Source organism: Vagococcus sp. CY53-2, from assembly GCF_022604695.1.
In the GTDB taxonomy this organism is placed as follows: Bacteria; Bacillota; Bacilli; order Lactobacillales; family Vagococcaceae; genus Vagococcus.
The window spans coordinates 570,570-592,611 of the sequence record NZ_JALAHP010000001.1; the positions used below are offsets into that span (position 1 = coordinate 570,570).

The following is a 22,042-nucleotide window of genomic DNA, read 5'->3' on the forward strand; positions in this document are numbered from 1 at the left end:
GTTAAAAAAGAGACGATCTCTCATCTCTTTTTAACTACTTATTCAAAATAATTTGAGTAATACGTTGAATACAGAATGAAATACCATCAGTTGCTGCATCTTGTTTAAGCTCTGACACATCAAATACTTCACTATCAACTCTAGCATTTTCAGCATCAATCGAATCAATCATTTCTTGACAGCCTTCAACATATTCTTTAAATGCTTTTTCCAATTTTTTATGAATTCCTAAAACTCTAACAGGTGCTTTTAGGTGGCTCAAAGTGTTTTCCATTACCCTATATTCTTCTGTGCCTTCAGAAAAACGGCTCTTAATATCTGTTAATTGTTCAACCGTCAAATCTGATAAATTTCCCTCATCAATTGCCGTACGAATAATTTCATATGACGGATTCATTTTTTCTCCCACTTTTTCAGATTCAGTCACAATGGCATTAATTACTTGTAAATATTGCCCTATATTTGGTTTCTTCAACATAATTCCCCTCTTTCAACCATTCTTATTTATTTTACCTTTTTTAAATAAATGTTAAAGGATCAGTTACAATAACTCTACTAGACATTGCAACACATTAATTCAATATTATATAGATACCTTTAGTTTGTCAATAAAAACAAAAAACTATCCAAAAGAGATTGGATAGTTTTAATGTCCTATTTATAAATTGTTTTTCTTTGAACCCATTTGACACATTCTACAATTGGTAGAATAGCAAATGATCCAATAAATACAGCTAACCATTGATGTCCATCTAAATGAGCCACTTTAAACAAATCATTAAATCCAGGTATCACAATTGTAGATGCTAGTAAAACAAATGAAAGTAAAATCGCGTAATTGAAGATTTTATTTCTAAATGCTCCTACTTTAAAGATTGATTCATGAACAGATTTTACGTTAAAGGCATGGATTAATTGAATTAATCCCAGTGTAGCATAAGACATCGTTAACGCATCTGCATGGATAGCATCATAACTTGAGTGAACCGGGTTATTAATGGCATACATGTACACACCAAGTGTCAATCCTGCTTCTAAAATCCCCTGATAAATAATACTACTCATAACACCACCTGAAAAGAAGTCTGAATCTCGACCACGTGGTTTGTGTTTCATAATACCTTTTTCAGCAGGTTCCAATCCTAATGCAATCGCTGGGAATGTATCAGTTACTACGTTTATCCATAATAAGTGGACTGGTAATAATGTATCCCAACCGAGCATTGTCGCAATAAATAAAGTTAAAACTTCCCCTAAGTTTGCAGCAAGTAAGTATTGAACTGTTTTTTGAATGTTTGAAAATACTTTACGTCCTTCTTCAACGGCAACGATAATAGTGGAGAAGTTATCATCAGCTAAGACCATATCACTTGCACCTTTAGATACTTCCGTACCAGTAATACCCATACCTATACCAATATCAGCAGTTTTAAGAGCTGGTGCATCGTTTACTCCGTCTCCAGTCATCGCCACTACTTTTCCATCTTTTTGCCATGCTTTAACAATACGTACTTTATGTTCAGGTGACACTCTAGCGTAAACGGAATATTGTTCAATAGAATTAGCTAGTTGCTCATCTGACATATTATTCAATTCGCCACCAGTAATAACAGCATCATGTTGACCTTCTTTTAAAATACCGAGACGCACAGCGATTGCTTCAGCAGTGTCTTTATGGTCACCAGTAATCATAATTGGACGAATACCAGCTTCTTTGGCAACACGTACAGCTTCAGCTGCTTCTTTACGTTCTGGGTCAATCATCCCGACTAAACCTGAGAAGATTAAATCTGTCTCAACAGTTTCACTTGTTAATTCACTTGGAATCTCATCTACAATTTTATAAGCCATAGCAAGTACACGTAATGCCTGCGTCGCTAATTGTTTATTAGTCTTTAAAATCAAATCTTCTTCTGATTTATCCATTGGTTTAATGTCGCCATTGACGTCATAGTTTGTACAACGTTTCAATAATTCATCAGGCGCACCCTTTACAGCTACAAAGAAACGACCGTCAGGTAATTTATGGAATGTCGACATTAATTTTCTATCAGAATCAAATGGTACTTCGGCTAAACGTGGTTCGTCTTTTAATTTTGATGCAATATCATAACCACGGTCTTCACCATATTTAATTAAAGCAGTTTCTGTTGGGTCACCAATTAATGTGCCATCGTCAGAAATTTTTGTATCATTACAAAATGTCATGATTTTTAATGTGGTATTGTCTAAGGGGATATCTTTTGAATCACGTATTGATTTATTATTTGTAAAGACTTCCTCAACTGTCATTTGGTTTAACGTCAATGTACCAGTTTTATCTGAACAGATAATATCAGTACTACCTAATGTTTCAACAGCTGGTAATTTTCTAACTAACGCATTACGTTTAGCCATTTTTTGTGTTCCTAAAGCTAAAATAATCGTTACAATCGCTGGTAATCCTTCTGGAATCGCAGCAACGGCTAATGATACAGATGTTAATAACATTTCCATCCAATCATGGCCACCACGTAACATCCCAACACCAAACATCACAATACAGATAAAAATAATAGCAATTGATAATACTTTACCTAATTTATTTAGGTTTTCTTTCAATGGTGTATTCGTTTCGTCAGCTTGAGCTAACATGTTAGCAATTTTACCAACTTCGGTGTTCATACCTGTACCAGTTACCACACCAACTCCACGACCATATGTCACATTACTATTCATATAAGCCATATTGATTCGATCACCAATACCAATATCTTCTTTTTCTAACACAACTGCTTCTTTTTCAACGGGGACAGACTCACCAGTTAAGGCTGCTTCTTCAATTTTTAACGACGCTGTTTCAATCAAACGCATATCAGCTGGAATCACATCACCTGCTTCAAGTAACACAATATCACCAGGCACTAAATCTGTACTTTTCACTGTTTTAGTTGTATTATCACGACGTACATTAGCATTTGGTGTGGACATATCTTTCAATGCTTCAATTGCTTCTTCTGCTTTTGACTCTTGGAAAACACCAAATATCGCCATGATGAAAACTACAACAATAATCATAACCGCTTCAACTTGATCCCCCATGAAAAATGAAAGAACAGCTGCTGCTAATAAAATAATAATCATAAAATCTTTGAACTGGTCTAAAAATTTACTAAATAAACTTTTTTTCTTTCCCTCATCCAATTGATTATGACCATACTCCTTAAGGCGTTTTTCCACCTCCGTAGCACTCAACCCATTAGGAGTTGATTGCAATTTTTCTAACACTTGTTTCTCATCTTCAACATAAAATGCATCGTTCAACTGCTTCTTTTTTTGCTCTGACATCTCTTTTCCTCCTTTTATTTGTCGCTATACATAAGTCAAATAAAAAAAGACCTATGTATGCTTAACTACATACATAAGTCTCACTATTTAAGGTAACACCAGAAATGCGTCGTGATTTCGATTGGTGGCATTACCGCAGTATGTAGAACTGCCAGTTACTCCCTTATGAATAATTCCACTTGATTATATCATGAAAATTTTTAACTTACAATTAATTCACTATTTTCTTAAAAAATTCATGATTATGATTCGACATTAAACATTTGTTGACCATATTTTTCACCAGAAACCAAATCATAAACCATTAACTGATAGTCCTCATAGAGCTCTCTTTCTTCTTTAGTAAAAGATACTTCTTTTTCCCATTTTCCATTTACATAATACATTTGTTTTTCAAATGCCGGAAGAATTTTTTGTAACTCCAATAACATGGCATTGAATCCTGTCTGCTCAACAGATGAAAAATCGGTAATCAAGCTAGAAAAATAAAATGGGCTCATCACTTCTTGGTGATGAATCGTTTTATTTAAAGTATCATAAATTAAATACTCTGTTAAATGTGTTGTAAATGGATTATTTTTTTCTACAATATTGTCTGGGTAAATTGACGGTAAATGATCCCCCCAGAAAACCACAATTGTCTGTCTATCTAATTTATTAATGTCCTCAATAAATTGTTTCAATGCGTTTGATGTGTATGAAATATCTAACGCATAATTATCAATTGAGGCGCTAGATGCTAAGTTCGTTAATGTATAAGGTGAATCCGTGTATTTATTATTATATGGCATATGCGTTTGCATTGTCACAAGATGGACAAAAGACGCTTTATCAGATTTCTCCATTACATCTAGCACTTCACTAAACGCTGAGGCATCTGAAATATAACCATTATTTGACAACCTTTCCTTATGAGTCATGGTATTTTCATCTAAAAACCGATTAAATCCAAGAACATTGTAAACATCTTTGCGTTTATACATGGATGTATTGTAAGGATGGATAGCTACTGTTTGATAATCCTGTTGTTTTAAACTCGAGACAATCGATGGAAATTCCGTTTTCTTAGGTAACATCATAGTATATGGTGTCGTCATTTGAGGGTTAAGTAATCCCATTGAAATTCCTGTCAATGCTTCAAATTCGATATTTGCTGTCCCACCACCATAGTTTTGCGACAACATCTCGCCAGAATAAACAGACTGTCGTGCCACACTCCTAAAATCAGTAATAGGACTTTTATTTAATTTAATGCCATCTAACTTTTCAGGATCAGAAAAACTTTCAGACATAATAAATACCACATTAGGTTTTTCCTTGTTTTTCTTTTTAGCGTTATTCTCTTTTGCTTTTGTATCATATTTTTTGACGATTTTGTCGATTGTTTCTTTCGAATAATTTTTTGGTTTATCCATGGCTTCAACTTTTAAATTATATAAAAAGCCACCCATAAAACCTGTATTATAGTAGTTCATTTTTTGACTATATGGAATCCATAGCGCAGTTTTATTGTACTCTTTTCGTAATAGATTGTTTGGTTGGTTAAATAAACTGGCATAAAATAGCCCTGCGATTGAGACAACAAAACATACTAAACGAATGACTTGTTGACGTTTACTTAAACGAATTGAGCGATATAAGGCGTAGACTAGTCCTGCTAATGCTAAAAATATCAGCACTAACGTTAAAATAAAATACGTATTTCCAATGATATCTTTCATCATCGTAAACTCAAAAATCATTTTTAAATCATCTGGGTAGATAGGTTCCATCCTCAATGCCATTTTCTGACTGTTAGCAATACCAAGTAACCCAATACTCGTGATATAAATGATATTTCCCATTAAAAATGACCCACTCAGACTAATAAGAAACATATCTAAAAATAGTAATACAAGCGTTCCTAGTAAAAATTTCTCAACATGCCACTCCAACGCAAACTTCCACGCAAGCGAGAAGCTCCAAGTATTTTGACTTAATTGTAAATAGAAATTACTTAAGTAAACAATGATTAAAGTTAGTAAGATTTTGGTAATTGGACTAGTAAAAATCCTTCTTAGCCATGATTTTTTTTGGGTTTGCTCTACTCGTCTTTGAACCCTTGATTCTATTTTACCCAAAACGTGTCTCCTAACGTAATCGGTAAATGACGTTTATGTTCTGACTTTTGATACCATCTCTCAATTGTTTCTCTATCTTTATCACTAACTTCTTTACCTTCTAAGTAATCATCAATTGCCTCATAAGTCACACCTAAAGCATCTTCATCGGCTATCATTGGTCTATTTTCTTCTAAATCAGCTGTTGGAATTTTCTCATACAATGATTTATCAGCACCCAGTTCTTTTAGCAAGGCTTTTCCTTGTCTTTTGTTTAATCCAAATAAAGGTAAAATATCTGCTGCGCCATCACCAAATTTGGTAAAAAAACCTGTTAGATTTTCAGCGGCATGATCTGTCCCAATTACCGCGCCACTTCTTTGACCAGCCACCGCATATTGCGATACCATTCTTTGACGAGCTTTAATATTTCCTTTATTAAAATCACTCACCACGATATTTGAACCTTCATTTAATTCTTTCACTAAAGCATCCACGCTAGATTTTATATTTATAACTAATGACTCATCTGGTTGAATAAAATGTAATGACTTTTGTGCGTCATCTTCATCTTTTTGCACGCCATAAGGCAAACGAACGGCAATAAATTTATAATCAGTATCACCAGTTTCTTCACGTAATTCACTGATTGCTAGTTGTGCTAGTTTACCTGCTAAAGTAGAGTCTTGTCCGCCGCTAATACCTAAAACATACGTTTTTAAAAATGGGTGCGCTAACATGTAGTCTTTTAAAAAGGCGACACGTATGGCAATTTCTTCCTTAGCTTTTATATATGGCTTAACTTGTAAATTCCTTATAATCAATTGTTGTAACTCTGTCATATCCATCTCTCCTTACATTTAACCCCTATTTTACCATAAAAAAAATAAATGACATACTATCATTTGTTTACTTTAGTAAATTTTGATAAAAAATTACTAGAAACGTTTTGTCTTAATTTTTCGATAGGTAACCAAAATATAATTTGACTTTGGGTCAATTTGGGTAATACTTCCTGTTCACTTATCTCAGCACGATATAAAAATACTGTTTCGGTTCGTTCAACATGTTGATGAGTTGTTTGCTCAATAATATCGACATATTCAATTGTTTCAAATGATAAACCTAATATATCTTTACCATATCTTTCAATTGCTTCAAGTGTTGTTTCTGCAAATTCAGGTTGGACTTCAAGAAGATGTTTATCACCATCTTTATTAGTGGTAACCAAACAATGATCATTATGTTCAATCCATATTACTATTTTAAACGGTTGATTATTTGTTGAACAATTCATTTCACCAATCCTTTCAATAAAAAAAGACTCCTGATAAAATACCAGAAATCTTTTCGACACTGAAGACTATTCTGCAGCGTTTTCGTCTTTGAGACCATATTTTTTGTTGAAACGATCCACACGTCCGTCTGCTTGTGTAAATTTTTGACGTCCAGTATAGAATGGATGTGAATCTGAAGTGATTTCCACACGAATAACTGGATATGTGTTACCATCTTCCCATTCAATTGTTTCTTCAGATGTTTTAGTTGATCCAGATAAGAATTTGAACCCTGTTTGTGAGTCCATAAATACTACTGGATGATATTCTGGATGAATTCCTTGTTTCATATTTCTCTCTCCTTTGCCCTGATTCATGTGCTGAAACAGAGTTATTATTACAACGATACTATATTAACATGTTCAATGATTTTTAGCAATTCATTTTTTTAAAAAAGAAACGTCTTTAAATGTATCAAAAAAGGTTTCATTATTTTTTGTTTTCTTTAAAAAAGTTAATAATTGATGTGTTGAATTAATCGAGTCACCTTTCATATGACGGCGTAATTTCCATATTTCTTCCAAGTGTTCTGGAGACATAAGCAATTCTTCACGTCTCGTTCCTGATCGTTTAATATCGATTGCCGGAAACACACGGCGTTCTGATAATTCTCTTGATAGATGAAGTTCCATATTACCTGTTCCTTTGAACTCTTCATAAATCACATCATCCATTCGACTTCCTGTATCAACTAAAGCAGTCGCCAGAATAGTTAAGCTTCCGCCTTCTTCAATATTTCGTGCAGCTCCAAAGAAACGTTTTGGTTTATAAAAGGCTGCAGGGTCAATCCCTCCACTAAGTGTTCGTCCGCTTGGTGGAATAACTAAGTTGTATGCTCTGGCCAAACGAGTGATACTGTCCATTAAAATCACCACATCACGTTTATCTTCCACTAAACGTAACGCTCTTTCTAACACAAGTTCAACGACACGAGTATGATTTTCAGGCATCTGGTCAAAGGTAGAGGATACTACTTCACCATCAACACTTCTTTCAATATCAGTTACTTCTTCCGGACGTTCATCAATTAATAAGACAATTAACTCCACATCTGGATAATTTTTTGAAATGCCATTAGCAATCTCTTTTATGACACTCGTTTTACCAGCTTTTGGTGGTGCGACAATTAGACCACGTTGACCAAAACCAACTGGTGCAAATAAATCAATCATTCGTGTTGATAAATCTGTTTTTGTTGTTTCTAATACTAATTTTGTATCAGGATAAAGCGCCGTAAGTGCTGGAAAATGTGGACGTTGTTTGGCATCTTCTGGATTTTTTCCATTAACCGTTTCAACATGCATCAATCCATAATAACGCTCGCTCTCTTTTGGCGGTCTTGCTTTTCCTGATACTTTATCCCCGTTTCGTAATCCAAATCGTCTAATTTGTGATGAGGAAATATAGATATCTTCTTTACTGGGTGTATAATTAATAGGTCGTAAAAAGCCATATCCATCATTTGATATAATATCTAATACACCTTCCACCATAAAAAAGCCTTGTTTTTCTGCTTGTGCACGAATGACAGCCAATGATAATTCTTTTTTATTCATTTGACTATAATAAGGTATCTTAAAATCTTTTGCATAAGCATATATTTCTTTTAGGGTTTTATGTTCTAATTCACCCATTGTTAAATAATCACGCATATTATCCCTCTTTATCCGTGCCTTCTTCCATATGAATATCAGCACCTAGATTTGTTAATTTATCAATGATATTATCGTACCCACGTAAAATATTATCCACATTAGAAATGCGAGTTGTTCCACTTGCCATGATACCAGCAGTTACCAAACAAGCACCTGCACGTAAATCACTCGCCGTAACATCTTCTCCTACAAGTTCTAAATCATCTTGACCATTTAATACAATCATTTTCCCTTCAATACTTGCGTTTGCTCCCATGCGAACTAATTCTGGAATATGATTGACTCGCTGCTCATATATTGTATCTGTCACAATACTTTTTCCATTGGCTTTTAATAATAGTGGGGTAATAGGCTGTTGTAAATCTGTTGCAAATCCTGGATAAGGAACCGTTGTAACGTTGATTGGTTTTAGGTTTTTAGCTGGATGTACTTCAATACTATCTTCTCGAATAGTCATTGGCACACCCATTTCTTCTAATTTTGAGATAAAACTTTCTAAATGCTCATAAATAACATTTTGGACTATAACACCATCACCATGAGCAGCTGCCATTGATAAATAAGTCCCTGCTTCGATACGATCTGGGATGATTGAATGACGACATCCTTTTAATTCTGTCACGCCATCAATCCGAAGTTCATTCGTACCAGCGCCACGAATTTTAGCTCCCATGTTATTTAATAATGTTGCGACATCAATAATTTCAGGCTCTCTTGCGGCATTTTCAATCACTGTTCGACCTTTTGCTTTTACCGCCGCTAACATGACATTAATCGTTGCACCAATTGACACCATATCCATATAAATACGTGTGCCTTCTAACCCATTTGGTGATTTTAAGTAAGTTGCTCCATGTTCAGTTGTTACTTCAGCTCCAAGTGATTCAAACCCTTTGATATGTAAATCGATAGGTCTTGGTCCTAAATAACAGCCACCTGGAAGACCAACAACACCTTCACCAAATTTACCTAGTAACGCTCCCATAAAATAATATGAGGCACGTAAACTATTAATTTTTCCACTTGGCATTGGTATGGATACCATGTTGGTTGGATCAATTATCATAGTATGATTATCAAAAGTTACTTTCACACCCATAATTTCTAAAATTTCTTTTAAAGAGTGCACATCTTTAATATCAGGTACTCCTTCTAAAATAACAGGAGTATCAGCTAAAATAGCAGCAGGAATTAAAGCAACAGCACTATTTTTAGCACCACTAATTGTGACAGTGCCTTTTAATTTTTTTCCACCATTTATAATTAATTTTTTCATTTTGTCTTAATGACCTCACTTTAGTCTTTAAAAAAGCCGCTTAAAATAAGCAGCCAAATAAGTTTCGTTATGCATAATATAGTTGTATTCTATCACACAATATAAATGAAAAAAAGCACTTGGTAAATTTATACGTAAAAAAAGAGCGACTGACAAAGTCAGACACTCTTTTTTCATTCAAGCTTTAAAATTATGCTTTACCGTTTGATCCAAACCATTGGATACGTTCTTTAACTAACTCAGTTACTGCGGTAGTACCTGGAGCTAATAATTTACGAGGGTCAAATCCTTTACCTTCTAAGTCTTTGCCTTCTTCAATGTATTTACGTGTTGCAGCTGCAAATACTTCTTGACACTCAGTATTAACGTTAATTTTTGATACGCCTAAAGAGATTGCTTTTTGGATTTGATCTAATGGAATACCAGAACCACCATGTAATACCATTGGTTTACCATCGATTACTTCAGCAATTTCAGCTAAACGATCAAAGCTCAAACCAGCCCAGTTTTCAGGGTAAGAACCATGAATATTACCAATACCTGCAGCTAAGAAATCAATTCCTGTTTCAGACATTGCTTTACATTCAGCTGGATCTGCTAATTCACCAGAACCGATAATGCCGTCTTCTTCTCCACCAATTGATCCAACTTCACACTCTACAGAAACACCTTTAGCGTGAGCTTTAGCAACAACATCTTTTGCTTTTTCTAAATTTTCTTCAAATGGTAAGTGAGAACCATCAAACATTACAGATGTGTAACCAATTTCGATACATTTTAATGCATCTTCGTATTCACCATGGTCTAAGTGTAATGCTACTGGAACTGTAATTCCCATTGAGTCAATTAAGTCGTTAACTAAATCATAACATACTTGGTAACCACCCATATATTTTGCAGCACCCATAGAAGTTTGAATCATTACTGGAGAATTAGATTCTTGAGCCCCTTGTAGGATAGCTTTAGTCCATTCTAAATTGTTTGTGTTGAATGCACCAACTGCATATTTGCCCTCTTTAGCTTTTTTTAACATTTCTGTTGCTGATACTAATGCCATAATTAAATTCCTCCTATTATGTTATCACTCTATTTGGTATAGGTGATACTTAACTAACACCATCATTTTAACACTCTTTAGTTATTTTTGCTAGTCAAATCACAATCTTTGATGCTATTTTCAGAAAATTTTATTACAGTCCTTTTTTAATAAAGATTGAATCCTGTTTCCTTTGTATCGATGTAAATATTTTTAAATTGACTATAAGCATCAAGGATAGCTTTATGCGTCTCACGTCCAATACCAGATTTTTTGTATCCACCAAAAGGTGCTCCGGCGGGAATTTGATTATATGTATTAACCCATACACGTCCGGTTTCAATTCCTCGACTCACTTTAAGAGCTGTGTTGATGTTTTTAGTCCAAACACCCCCACCTAAACCATATTCAGAATCGTTTGCCATTTTTATCACTTCATCAATTGTTTTAAATTTAATCACTACTGCAACTGGACCAAAGATTTCTTCTTGAGCCACTTCCATATCATTAGTCACATCAGTTAAAAGTGTCGGTGCCACGTAACATCCTTTTCCTAAGTCTCCATCAAGGCGTTTTCCACCTGTTAAAATCGTTGCACCTTCTTTACGCCCTACTTCAACTGCTTCTAAAATTTTATTTACTTGTCCCTCATTCACTTGGGCACCCATTTGGACATTTTCATCCAACGCATCCCCAACGACTACGGCTTCAAATTTTTCTTTTAATTCTGCTACGAATTTATCGTAGATTCCTTCTTGCACGAAAATCCTTGATCCTGCACAGCATACTTGTCCTTGATTAAACAAAATACCAAGTTGTGCTCCCTCAACTGCTTTTTCAAATGGCATATCATCAAAGAAGATATTCGCTGATTTTCCACCCAATTCAAGGGTTGCAGGAATTAATTTATCCGCTGCAGCTTGAGCAACTTTATAACCAACTTCAGTTGATCCGGTAAAGGCTAGTTTATTAAATCCATCATGTTTTAACATATAATCGCCTGATTTAGATCCTTTACCTGTAATTAAATTTAACACACCCTTTGGTAACATTGGACCAATCAACCTAACTAATTCTAATAAGCTTAAAGAAGTGGAAGATGATGGATGAATGACGATAGTATTTCCAGCAGCTAGAGCTGGAGCTAATTTCCACGCTGCCATCAAAATGGGAAAATTCCATGGAATAATTTGTCCAACCACCCCGATTGGTTCTCTTAAGATAAGTGTTAAAGTATCTTTATCTAACGCTTGCGCTGAGCCTTCCTCGCTACGAATGACACCTGCAAAATATCTAAAATGATCGGCACTAAGTGGTACATCCACCGATTTGGTCTCACGAATTGGTTTTCCATTATCAATAGATTCTATATAGGCTAAATGTTCCATATTTTCATCAATAACATCTGCAATTTTTAATAATAAATTACTTCTATCCACAAGTGACCAATCACGCCATTCAGGTAATGCTTGTTGTGCGGCATCAACGGCAGCATCAACGTCGGCATCAACGGCATCAACAAATGAGCCAATTTTTTCTCCATTTACAGGCGAAAAAGTATCTAACATCTCTCCCTTAGCGCCTTTTGTCCACTCTCCATTAATAAATAAATTATATTCTTTGTATATATCTTTAAAAGCTGTCATAACAATTCTCCTTTGATATTTTTTTATTTCGGTATAGTTAAAATTGTATCTGCTTTCATTTTAAAATTCAAGCGTTATGCTTATAAAAAAAAAGAGTATCTCTACTCTTCCTCATTATGTGTTTGTTCAATTTCTTTTCCTAAAAAATAAGAGATAGCAGTTCTGATCACGACAATTCCACCTAAGATAACAATATCTTGTGTTGATGGGTTTAAAATAGTTTCAATAATATCTGACGCAATAAGCACTTCTAAACTTAGTAATATATAAGATCCTAAATATAATTTAATTTTATTATTTCTGAAAGATATTTCTTCCCTTGTGCCGCTTCCAAATTCATTTTTAGTAAAATCGATGACGGCTTTTGCCACACCCACTAAGAGAATAATCACTGAAAAAGCATTTAATACAAAAATTATTTTATCTACTACCTCACTAATCATTGCTATCCCTCCTATTCTATAATAAACAAAAAAGAGCATCAAATGACACTCTTTTTATTATAATTCTTCGTCTTCTTCATCATCATTTTCGTATAAATCATCTTCTTCAACGATGGTTAGATCTTCTTCTACACCTTCTGGCACGTCATCATCAACGTCATTGTCAGCACCGATTTCTGATAAATCAGTTGTGTATTCTTTGATTTCTTTTGTTTCATCTTCTTCATCTTCATACAACTCATCATCATCTTCATCATGATCGACTAAGTCCAAATCTTCTGGATCATCATCATTGTAATCAATGGCATCGTCATCCATTGCGATAAAAGCATTTACTTTTTTACGTTTTTTACGACGTGGTGTTTCTTCTTCGTCTTCATCCACACCAGAAACTTCTTCATCAATTGAATCGATTGGATACCAGCTACGCAGGCCCCAACGATTATCTCCTAAAGAAATAAAACTTCCGTCAATATTTAAGTCTGTATAAAATTGTGGCAAGATGTCACGAATTTCACTATCTGCTTTTTCTAAGTAGTTTTGGATTTCATTTACTAAATCACTAAAATCAATAATGTCTCCACGTTGATTTAAAATTGCATGTGCAACTTCAATCATCGACAATTCATTTTTATTTACGCCTTCAAAAGCTTTAATTTCCAACTGACACACGTCCTTTCACAGTCTACTCTCTATCATACAATAACTAGCGTTTCTTTGCAATTTAAAATTTTTATTTCATCTATTCTCTCCACTAAAATTAATCATCAAATGGTATGTCCCTAACTTTTCTTCTCCAGCAAATAAATCATAATCAATTGTTAAATCACCTGATTGTGGATTATCTTTTAGACTAATATGTAAATGATTAGTCATGGTTGAAATACTCATCATGCCATAAGGAGTAGCATATGTTGTTTCCCGCTTTTCCTCATAGGAAAAATTTAATTTCATTTTAACATCACCTGAGCGAATCAATGTTACCGTTTCATCTGGTAAAATTTTTATTGTAACAGGAACAGGTTTATCAATTCCTTCCAGTAATTCTTCGTATCTTAAATAGATGACATCATTAATTACTACCATATTACCTTTGACTTCTACTAAAAATTCTTTCAATTCTTGCTCTTGTGTAACCTCAGTTTTCACCAAAATATTAATTGGTGTTTTTTCTCTTTTTGACACCCATTCCACCTCTTTACTTTTTTATATATTTTGGTCTTTTTTAAAAGGTTTGTCAAACCTTTATCATTGTTCTTAAATCCTTTCCGTTTCACAAAAGAATCGGTATAATAAGGAAAGTATAAAAAGGAGTTGTATATATGTCGTTAAAACAAGCAATTGTTCTGTTTGAACAACATCATCTAACAAATGAAAATAAATATGATCCATTTATCATAACAGATATTTTGGCTGATTACTCAGGTAAACATGGGATGCCTATCATTCATTTTTGGACGATGACAAATCAACTAATATTAGGAATGCAAGATACTCGTGTCACAGACTTAAGTGATGCCATCTCTTCGGTTAGATCCCATCACTATCATCCTGTTGTACGAAATTCTGGCGGTTTAGCTGTAGTAGCGGATGATGGGATTTTAAACTTTTCAATGATTTTACCACAAGAATTTACTAATCAAACCAGTATTAATCATGGATATGACACAATGAAAGCCATCATTTCAAATGCTTTATCTTCATTCAATGTTACTATAGACTCTTTCGAGGTAGTAAATTCCTACTGTCCTGGTGAATACGATTTAAGTATTAATGAAAAAAAATTTGCCGGTATTGCCCAACGTCGAATAAAAAAAGGCTTAAGCATTATGATTTATATCAGTGTTAATGGTAACCAAGAAAAAAGAGGAAACCTAGTCCAACAATTTTATCAAGCGGGTTTAAAAGACAAATTTGGAAAAGAAACTTTTCCTCCAGTTGATCCAAACTCTATGCGAAATTTATCGGACTTACTACAACAAAAACTGAACGTTGAACAAATGCAAATGCTCATTATTGAAGCCATTAGTCAAAACTGGACAATTGACGATACTGCTCAAGTCAAATTTAACCATTTTTTAACTTCTGATGAATTTAAAGAAAGTTACGACAAGGGCTACCAAAGAATGGAACAGCGAAATGAGAGGATTAATACTATTTTAAAGGAGGTGGATTAATTGATTGAAAAAGTATTTAGAGATCCTATACACCACGATATTAAAGTGGAACACCCAATTATTTTAGAATTAATTAATGCCAAAGAATTCCAACGCCTAAGACGAATCAAGCAACTTGGAACAACATCTCTAACCTTTCACACATCAGAGCATTCTCGTTTTGGTCACTCTTTAGGGGTCTACGAAATTACTCGCCGCATTTGCAACTACTTTAAACGAAATTATGATGTGAAAGAGTACGGGGAGTATGGATGGGATGATTCAGAACGACTTGTTACACTATGTGCGGCATTATTACATGATTTAGGTCACGGACCTTTTTCACATACATTTGAAGCGATTTTTAAAACAAATCATGAACAAGTAACCGTTGATATCATTACCTCAAAAAAAACTGAAATCAATCGTATTTTACGACAAGTGTCAGAAGAATTTCCTGACAAAGTAGCGAGTGTGATTGCTAAAACCTATCCAAATAAACAAGTCGTTCAACTGATTTCTAGTCAAATCGATGCAGATAGGATGGATTATTTATTACGAGACGCCTATTTTACTGGAACAGAATATGGTACATTTGATTTAACACGTATTTTACGCGTCATCAGACCTCATAAAAGTGGGATTGTTTTTAAAATAAGTGGCATGCATGCTGTTGAAGATTACATTGTTAGCCGCTATCAGATGTACATGCAAATTTATTTTCATCCTGTCTCTCGAGGAATGGAAATGGTATTAGATCGTTTATTACAACGAGCTCAAGATTTATACCATGATAATAAATCATATTTTAATAAAACGTCGCCTCTTTTAGTTCCTTTCCTTGCACATGATTTTGATTTAAACGATTATCTTGTGTTAGATGATGGTGTATTAACTACGGCATTTCATTTATGGAGCCATTCAGATGATGCTATTTTAAATGATTTATCTAAACGATTTTTAAATCGTGTTCCATTTAAATCAGCAGCCTTTTCAACTGAGAACTTTATCATGTTACCAGATTTGCAAGATTTAGTTGAAAAAGTTGGTTTTAATCATACCTATTATACTGCCATTAATTCCAGTTTTGATTTACCTTATGATTTTTATAAACCAGAAAAATCACAAAATAAAACACAAATTGAGCTTATATATCCGGATGGTGAACTGATTGAACTATCTAGTGCTAGTGAGTTAGTTAGAGCAATTGCAGGAGAAACTAAAGGAGATCAACGCTTTTATTTCCCTGATGAAATGCTTGCATCCTCTACATTAGACAATTATACTTTATTTGAAGACTCTATTAACACTTTTAACAACTCCATAAAAAATGGAGAAATAATTAAAAAGGACGTGTAATATTTGGGAATTAAAATGGTCACGATTGATATTGACGGCACTTTAGTCAATTCAGAAAGAAAATTAACACCAAAAGTGAAGGAAACAATTAAAAAAGCTTCTGATAGTGGGATTGATATTGTTTTAACAACAGGAAGACCAACTATTGGCGTAATTGATTTAGTAAAAGAACTTGAATTAGAAAATGACCACAGTTTTATTATTACATATAATGGTGGCATGATTCAAAATGCTGGAACAAAAGAAATTATTTTACGTCATTCACTGTCATTAGATGACTATCAAGATGTCGAACTATTATCACGTAAACTAGGCGTTCATTTCCATGTACAAGATGCTGATACAATGTATACAGCTAATCCTGATATTAGTCCCTATACCATTAACGAAGCAGTAATCACAGGTATTCCACTACAATATAAACCGGTAAATGACATGACAAAAGATATCAAACTTGTAAAAGCAATGATGATTGATCATGAAGATATTCTTGATGCAGCAATTAAAAAAATTCCACAAGAATTTCATGAACGCTTTGCCATCGTTAAAAGTGCTCCTTACTATCTAGAGATACTAGATCCTAAAGCAACTAAAGGAGAATCAGTCAAAGAACTGGCTGAGCATCTAAACATTAAACAAGAAGAAGTCATGGCAATTGGTGACAATGAAAATGACTTATCTATGATTGAATATGCAGGTATTGGGGTTGCGATGGGAAATGCTGTAGACAGTGTAAAAAGCATTGCAAACAAAATAACTAAAACAAATGATGAAGATGGTGTAGCATATGCCATTAACGAATGGGTGCTTAACGATAACTAAAAAAATCCAGTTACTAGTTTTCTAGTAACTGGATTTTTCATTTACTTATTTGTTTTCTTCCCCATACCAATCATAATGGAACACGCCATCACGATCTTTACGTTCGTAAGTATGAGCACCAAAGTAATCTCTTTGTGCTTGAATGATGTTAGCAGGTAAATCTTTTGTACGATAAGAATCGTAGTAAGAAATAGCTGATGAGAATGTGGGAACAGGTACACCTGTTTCAACAGCTAAGGCAACAACATCACGAACTGATTGTTGGTATTTTGTTGTGATATCTAAGAAATAATCATCTAAAATAAGATTTTTAATTTCTGGATTTCGTTCATAGGCATCCGTAATTTTTTGTAAGAATTGGGCACGAATAATGCATCCTGCTCTAAAGATTTTCGCTATATTACCATAATTTAGATCCCAACCATATTCTTCACTAGCCATACGCATTTGAGCAAATCCTTGTGCGTAACTCATGATTTTACTAAAGTATAATGCTTGACGAATTTTTTCTACAAATTCTTTTTTATCTCCAGTAAATTCTTTCACTGGTGGTACAGGAATAATCTCACTTGCCGCTACACGCTCAGTTTTTAATGCTGAGATATATCGAGCAAAAACAGATTCTGTAATAAGCGGTAGTGGTGTTCCTAAATCAAGTGCGTTTTGACTTGTCCATTTACCAGTTCCTTTATTACCAGCAGCATCTAAGATAACATCAACAATTGGTTTACCGGTTCCTAAATCATCTTTACGCGTTAAAATATCTGACGTGATTTCGATTAAGTAGCTGTCCAACTCACCTGTATTCCATTCTTTAAAAATGTCAGCAACTTCTTCAACTGATAAACCTAAAACGCGAGTTAAGATGTCATATGATTCAGCAATTAATTGCATGTCTCCATACTCGATTCCATTATGTACCATTTTTACATAGTGACCTGCACCATTTGGTCCAATATACGTCACACATGGCACACCATCTTCTGCTTTTGCTGCAATTTGTTCAAAGATTGGGGCTACTAATTCATACGCTTCTTTTTGTCCACCTGGCATCATAGAAGGCCCTTTTAACGCCCCCTCTTCTCCACCAGATACACCAGTACCGATAAAGTTAATACCAGAAGTTGCTAACGCTTCATTACGACGGATAGTATCTTTGAAGTAAGTATTCCCACCATCGATTAACACATCCCCTTCATCTAAAAATGGTAGTAAACTTTCGATTGTTAAATCAGTCGCTTTACCTGCTTTTACCATTAATAAAATTCGTCTTGGTGTTTCAAGAGAATTAACAAACTCTTCGATAGAATAAGTTGCAACTAAATTTTTATCAGGATACTCTTTGATTACTTCCTCTGTTTTTGATGATGTACGGTTAAAAATAGAAACAGTGTATCCTCTACTTTCTATATTTAACGCTAAGTTTTTACCCATGACTGCCATACCGACAACACCAATTTGTTGTTTAGACATACATCTTCCTCCAATTCTTTTTTCAAAAAATGATACTTTTTTATCTATATTATATCTTACTAATAATTATAGCTTATTTTACCTAAAATATAAATAGACATGACTTTTCTTATGAGATATCACATCTAGACAAAAGAAAAACAGCAAAAATAATCAATAACATACTGACTATCTCGATAGGTTTTAAAACCAATCCTAAAAATAAAACTGAAAATAAAGCTGAACTTAGTGGTTCAAATGATGTTAATAAACTCGAAAACTGTGGTGGTATATATTCTGTACTTTTAAGTAAACAGATATATGAAAAAACGGTACCAATAATCACTATAACTAAAATCCCTAGTGACACACCAGGTGTAAAAGTAGGTACATCTTGCCAAATCGGTTGATAAACCTGAAAAGACACCCCACCTATTAGCATACCCCATCCTATAATAAGTGTTGTTCCATATTTTGCCATAAGTTTTCTTGGTTGAATAATATAAAAAGCACCTAAAAATGCTGATAATAATCCCCAAAACAACCCATTCGGTGACATAGCTAATTCATTTAGGTTTCCTTTAGTTACTAATAAAAAAGTCCCCAATAATGATAGCACAATACTGACCACACTTGATTTATTTGGTAGCTCTTTCTTTTCGATAATAAAATAAACGACTAATAATATTGGTGATAGATATTGTAATATCGTTGCAGTCGCTGCATTACTAACTTGAATAGCTTTGAAAAAAGAATACTGTAACCCAAGTACTCCCAGTACACTAAAAATAATTAATTGAATTAATTCAGTTTTATTTTTTAGAGGAGATAAGCTATCTTTATTCCCTTTTCCCATTTGATACATTAAAATTAAAAAACCTGCCACAATCATTTTAACGGCTACAAGCCAACTAGCTGATACGTGTTTTGTTGTCATCAAATATTCAGCCACTACTCCAGATGCTCCCCAAAAAACTCCACCTAAAATAGCTAAAATCATACCCTTTAATTTACTACTTCTTTTTTCCATTTTTTCACCTCCCCCTTATCGCTTTATTCTACAGCTTTAAGGCCTATAAAAACAATAAAAACCTAGAAATATTCTAGGTTTCCATCGTTTATTTTATGGTTAATTTTAAGTGTTCTAAATTCGTATACATAACAGACAGATAATCTTCTCCCCCATCCATCTCTTTTTTAGTCAAACTCTCTAACGGATTAAGTTCTGAAAGTGTCGCCCCAGTTGCGCTAGTAATGGTTTCGGCTACTTTTGATGACGCGCTACTTTCTGTATAAATCACTTTAATATTATCTTTTTTGACTAAGTCTTCAATATTTTTTAATTCTTTAGGTGTAGGTTCTTGATCAGGAGAAATGCCAGAAATTGCCACCTGTTTTAATCCATATTGTTTAGCTAAATATGAAAAGGCAGTGTGTTGTGTGACAAATGTTTTTTGAGTGGCATCTTTTGTTGCATCCACGTAAGCTTCATTTAATTTATTTAGTTTCTGTGTAAAGTCAGTTGAATTCTTTTCATAGATATCTTTATTTGGTGTATCAACTTCAACTAAGCCTTTTGTAATCGTCTCTACTTCTTTTTTAGCCAAAACAGGATCTAACCACACATGCGGATCTAATTGATGATCATGTGAGGCTTCTCCTTCATGCTCATGTTCTTCAGTTGCTTCCATCAAGTCAATACCTTGGCTTGCTTCAATCACTTTCACTTTTTTCGTATCAATAGATGCAAGGACATCTCTTACCCATGTTTCCATCTCGTTTGAATTATAAATAAATACATCAGCATTTTGAATTTTTGCCAAATCTTTTGCACTTGGCTCATAATCATGCGGTTCTACACCAGCTTCTGTTAAAACCGTCACCTCTGCTTTGTTTCCCGTAACTTTTTTCGCAAAATCATACATGGGATAAAAAGAGGTTACCACTTGTAGTTTATCTGCTTCTTTTTTATCTTCTTTTACCGTATTACCACATGCAACAAGTAAACTAGTCAAAGCGACACCTAAAATAATTTTCGTTATGCGTTTCATGGTATATCCTCACTTTCGCTCAAATCGTAAACATTACTATCTAATAATATATATTACATGTTTTTTATAGTTATTTCAAGTAAAAATAAAAAAAGTAAAACAAATAAACTGTTTTACTTTTTTCGTCTTACTTATTTTTTCTTTTTCTTATGACCTGAAGAAAAGGCATCTTTCATTTTATCAAAAAAACCTTCTTCTTGTTCAACTACTGCTTTTTCACCATTTAATTCAGCAAATTGACGTAGAAGTTTCTTTTGCTCTTCATTCATTTTAGTTGGTGTATCAACATGAACCGTTACTTGTTGATCGCCATTTCCATTACTACGTAATCTTGGTGCACCTTTTCCTTTAAGTCTAAAGGTTGTACCTGTTTGGGTCCCTGCTGGTATTCTTAACTTCACTCGTCCATGAACAGTTGGGACTTCAATCTCGTCTCCTAGCGCTGCTTGAACAAATGTAATATGGTGATCATAATAGATTTCAGAACCATCTCTTTCAAAGATTGGGCTTTCTTCCACACTAAAGACTACATATAAATCACCATAAGGTCCACCATTATAACCTGCTTCCCCTTGTCCAGATAAACGCATTTGTTGTCCATCTTCAACACCAGCTGGAACAGTCACTTTAACAGAATGAGACTTAATCATACGTCCAGCACCATGACATGTTTCACATTTTTCTTTAATGATTTTACCTGTCCCTTGACACTCATCACATGATTGTTGACTCATCATACGTCCAAGTGGCGTTTGTCTTTCAACATTAATAACACCTGAACCATGACATTTAGGACAGTTTTCTGGATGAGTTCCTGGTTTTGCTCCAGTTCCATGACATGTCGCACATTCGTCTTCACGATTATAACGAATATTTTTTTCTAACCCGAAGATTGCTTCATTAAACGTTAAATCTAATGTATACTGCAAATCAGAACCTTGTCTTGGCGCATTAGGATTACTAGAACGTCCTCCACCGCCAAAGAATGATTCAAAAATATCTTCAAACCCTCCGAAACTACCACCAAAATCTTGGAAACCACCACCGCCAAAACCACCAGCACCAAAGTTTGGATCAGTACTTGCATGGCCATATTGGTCATAAGCTGCACGTTTTTGTGCATCACTTAATACTTCAAATGCTTCAGATACTTCTTTAAACTTCTCTTCTGCATCGGGTTCTTTATTTATGTCTGGATGATATTTTTTGGATAGTTTACGATAGGCTTTTTTTATTTCATCATCTGTTGCTGTTTTAGATACTCCTAAAACCTCATAATAATCTCTTTTGGCCATATATAACTAACCCCCCATTTTTCTAAAACGTCTAAATTCGTTTAAATCATACCACAAATCAGTCAATTTTAGAATGCTTTATCGTAAT

The 22,042-nt window shown here is 34.1% G+C and carries 20 protein-coding genes; 3 read left to right on the forward strand and 17 right to left on the reverse strand.

The window, feature by feature from the left end:
* Positions 1–34 precede the first annotated feature (34 nt).
* The 13 genes from MN581_RS02765 to MN581_RS02825 form a co-directional block, all read right to left on the reverse strand.
* Positions 35–478, reverse strand: coding sequence for a hypothetical protein (locus tag MN581_RS02765; RefSeq protein ID WP_117972996.1), 444 nt, complete (start codon positions 476–478; stop codon positions 35–37).
* Between the two features lie 176 nt (positions 479–654).
* Positions 655–3,327: a cation-translocating P-type ATPase gene (locus MN581_RS02770; protein ID WP_117972997.1), complete on the reverse strand. Its 2,673-nt coding sequence runs from the start codon at positions 3,325–3,327 to the stop codon at positions 655–657.
* A gap of 242 nt (positions 3,328–3,569) precedes the next feature.
* The gene (locus MN581_RS02775; RefSeq protein ID WP_117972998.1) at positions 3,570–5,447 is read right to left on the reverse strand and encodes an alkaline phosphatase family protein; all 1,878 of its coding nucleotides are present in this window, start codon (positions 5,445–5,447) and stop codon (positions 3,570–3,572) included.
* Entirely contained in the window at positions 5,435–6,268 is an 834-nt protein-coding gene (gene nadE / locus MN581_RS02780; protein WP_241699150.1) for an ammonia-dependent NAD(+) synthetase, read from the reverse strand. The genes MN581_RS02775 and nadE overlap by 13 nt, the downstream gene beginning before the upstream one ends.
* 59 nt (positions 6,269–6,327) lie before the next feature.
* Positions 6,328–6,723, reverse strand: a complete 396-nt coding sequence (locus tag MN581_RS02785; RefSeq protein WP_117973000.1) for a hypothetical protein — start codon at positions 6,721–6,723, stop codon at positions 6,328–6,330.
* Between the two features lie 66 nt (positions 6,724–6,789).
* Positions 6,790–7,053 carry a type B 50S ribosomal protein L31 gene (locus MN581_RS02790; RefSeq protein WP_079347925.1) on the reverse strand — a complete coding sequence of 88 codons (264 nt, stop codon included), beginning with the start codon at positions 7,051–7,053 and terminating at the stop codon, positions 6,790–6,792.
* Between the two features lie 90 nt (positions 7,054–7,143).
* The gene (gene rho / locus MN581_RS02795) at positions 7,144–8,415 is read right to left on the reverse strand and encodes a transcription termination factor Rho (protein ID WP_117973001.1); all 1,272 of its coding nucleotides are present in this window, start codon (positions 8,413–8,415) and stop codon (positions 7,144–7,146) included.
* Position 8,416: 1 nt separating this feature from the next.
* Positions 8,417–9,694, reverse strand: a complete 1,278-nt coding sequence (locus MN581_RS02800; protein WP_117973002.1) for a UDP-N-acetylglucosamine 1-carboxyvinyltransferase — start codon at positions 9,692–9,694, stop codon at positions 8,417–8,419.
* A 190-nt stretch (positions 9,695–9,884) separates the two neighbouring features.
* Positions 9,885–10,751 (reverse strand): class II fructose-bisphosphate aldolase, encoded by an 867-nt coding sequence (locus MN581_RS02805; RefSeq protein ID WP_117973003.1) that lies wholly within the window; start codon positions 10,749–10,751, stop codon positions 9,885–9,887.
* 146 nt (positions 10,752–10,897) lie between these two features.
* The gene (locus MN581_RS02810) at positions 10,898–12,376 is read right to left on the reverse strand and encodes an aldehyde dehydrogenase family protein (RefSeq protein ID WP_241699151.1); all 1,479 of its coding nucleotides are present in this window, start codon (positions 12,374–12,376) and stop codon (positions 10,898–10,900) included.
* Between the two features lie 101 nt (positions 12,377–12,477).
* Positions 12,478–12,819 carry a DUF1622 domain-containing protein gene (locus MN581_RS02815; protein ID WP_117973005.1) on the reverse strand — a complete coding sequence of 114 codons (342 nt, stop codon included), beginning with the start codon at positions 12,817–12,819 and terminating at the stop codon, positions 12,478–12,480.
* A gap of 57 nt (positions 12,820–12,876) precedes the next feature.
* Positions 12,877–13,482: a DNA-directed RNA polymerase subunit delta gene (gene rpoE, locus MN581_RS02820; RefSeq protein WP_117973006.1), complete on the reverse strand. Its 606-nt coding sequence runs from the start codon at positions 13,480–13,482 to the stop codon at positions 12,877–12,879.
* 75 nt (positions 13,483–13,557) lie between these two features.
* Positions 13,558–14,004, reverse strand: coding sequence for a DUF1934 domain-containing protein (locus MN581_RS02825; RefSeq protein WP_241699152.1), 447 nt, complete (start codon positions 14,002–14,004; stop codon positions 13,558–13,560).
* Between the two features lie 137 nt (positions 14,005–14,141).
* On the opposite strand from MN581_RS02825, the gene MN581_RS02830 reads away from it, so the two are divergent.
* Genes MN581_RS02830 through yidA form a run of 3 tightly spaced genes read left to right on the forward strand, consistent with a single transcriptional unit; the run spans position 14,142 to position 17,156 of the window.
* Positions 14,142–14,996: a lipoate--protein ligase family protein gene (locus MN581_RS02830; protein ID WP_117973008.1), complete on the forward strand. Its 855-nt coding sequence runs from the start codon at positions 14,142–14,144 to the stop codon at positions 14,994–14,996.
* Positions 14,997–16,334, forward strand: coding sequence for an HD domain-containing protein (locus tag MN581_RS02835; RefSeq protein ID WP_117973009.1), 1,338 nt, complete (start codon positions 14,997–14,999; stop codon positions 16,332–16,334).
* A 3-nt stretch (positions 16,335–16,337) separates the two neighbouring features.
* A complete protein-coding gene (yidA, locus tag MN581_RS02840; protein ID WP_241699153.1) occupies positions 16,338–17,156 on the forward strand; it encodes a sugar-phosphatase in 819 nt (272 codons plus the stop codon).
* A gap of 45 nt (positions 17,157–17,201) precedes the next feature.
* Here the strand turns inward: yidA and gndA are convergent, their stop codons facing one another.
* The 4 genes from gndA to dnaJ form a co-directional block, all read right to left on the reverse strand.
* On the reverse strand, positions 17,202–18,629 hold the full coding sequence (gndA, locus tag MN581_RS02845; RefSeq protein ID WP_117973011.1) for an NADP-dependent phosphogluconate dehydrogenase: 1,428 nt from the start codon (positions 18,627–18,629) through the stop codon (positions 17,202–17,204).
* 109 nt (positions 18,630–18,738) lie between these two features.
* Positions 18,739–19,638: a DMT family transporter gene (locus tag MN581_RS02850; protein ID WP_241699154.1), complete on the reverse strand. Its 900-nt coding sequence runs from the start codon at positions 19,636–19,638 to the stop codon at positions 18,739–18,741.
* Between the two features lie 88 nt (positions 19,639–19,726).
* Positions 19,727–20,659, reverse strand: a complete 933-nt coding sequence (locus MN581_RS02855; RefSeq protein ID WP_241699155.1) for a metal ABC transporter substrate-binding protein — start codon at positions 20,657–20,659, stop codon at positions 19,727–19,729.
* A gap of 131 nt (positions 20,660–20,790) precedes the next feature.
* A complete protein-coding gene (gene dnaJ / locus MN581_RS02860; RefSeq protein WP_117973014.1) occupies positions 20,791–21,954 on the reverse strand; it encodes a molecular chaperone DnaJ in 1,164 nt (387 codons plus the stop codon).
* Between the last annotated feature and the right edge of the window lie 88 nt (positions 21,955–22,042).

What these genes read in the sequence shown, in the direction of transcription:
- MN581_RS02770 (WP_117972997.1), bottom strand. Translation starts at nt 3,327, where the DNA reads ATGTCAGAGCAAAAAAAGAAGCAGTTGAACGATGCATTTTATGTTGAA.
- MN581_RS02850 (WP_241699154.1), bottom strand. Translation starts at nt 19,638, where the DNA reads ATGGAAAAAAGAAGTAGTAAATTAAAGGGTATGATTTTAGCTATTTTA.
- MN581_RS02790 (WP_079347925.1), bottom strand. Translation starts at nt 7,053, where the DNA reads ATGAAACAAGGAATTCATCCAGAATATCATCCAGTAGTATTTATGGAC.
- MN581_RS02805 (WP_117973003.1), bottom strand. Translation starts at nt 10,751, where the DNA reads ATGGCATTAGTATCAGCAACAGAAATGTTAAAAAAAGCTAAAGAGGGC.
- gndA (WP_117973011.1), bottom strand. Translation starts at nt 18,629, where the DNA reads ATGTCTAAACAACAAATTGGTGTTGTCGGTATGGCAGTCATGGGTAAA.
- MN581_RS02855 (WP_241699155.1), bottom strand. Translation starts at nt 20,659, where the DNA reads ATGAAACGCATAACGAAAATTATTTTAGGTGTCGCTTTGACTAGTTTA.
- rho (WP_117973001.1), bottom strand. Translation starts at nt 8,415, where the DNA reads ATGCGTGATTATTTAACAATGGGTGAATTAGAACATAAAACCCTAAAA.
- MN581_RS02800 (WP_117973002.1), bottom strand. Translation starts at nt 9,694, where the DNA reads ATGAAAAAATTAATTATAAATGGTGGAAAAAAATTAAAAGGCACTGTC.
- nadE (WP_241699150.1), bottom strand. Translation starts at nt 6,268, where the DNA reads ATGACAGAGTTACAACAATTGATTATAAGGAATTTACAAGTTAAGCCA.
- MN581_RS02785 (WP_117973000.1), bottom strand. Translation starts at nt 6,723, where the DNA reads ATGAATTGTTCAACAAATAATCAACCGTTTAAAATAGTAATATGGATT.
- MN581_RS02810 (WP_241699151.1), bottom strand. Translation starts at nt 12,376, where the DNA reads ATGACAGCTTTTAAAGATATATACAAAGAATATAATTTATTTATTAAT.
- MN581_RS02765 (WP_117972996.1), bottom strand. Translation starts at nt 478, where the DNA reads ATGTTGAAGAAACCAAATATAGGGCAATATTTACAAGTAATTAATGCC.
- MN581_RS02830 (WP_117973008.1), top strand. Translation starts at nt 14,142, where the DNA reads ATGTCGTTAAAACAAGCAATTGTTCTGTTTGAACAACATCATCTAACA.
- MN581_RS02815 (WP_117973005.1), bottom strand. Translation starts at nt 12,819, where the DNA reads ATGATTAGTGAGGTAGTAGATAAAATAATTTTTGTATTAAATGCTTTT.
- dnaJ (WP_117973014.1), bottom strand. Translation starts at nt 21,954, where the DNA reads ATGGCCAAAAGAGATTATTATGAGGTTTTAGGAGTATCTAAAACAGCA.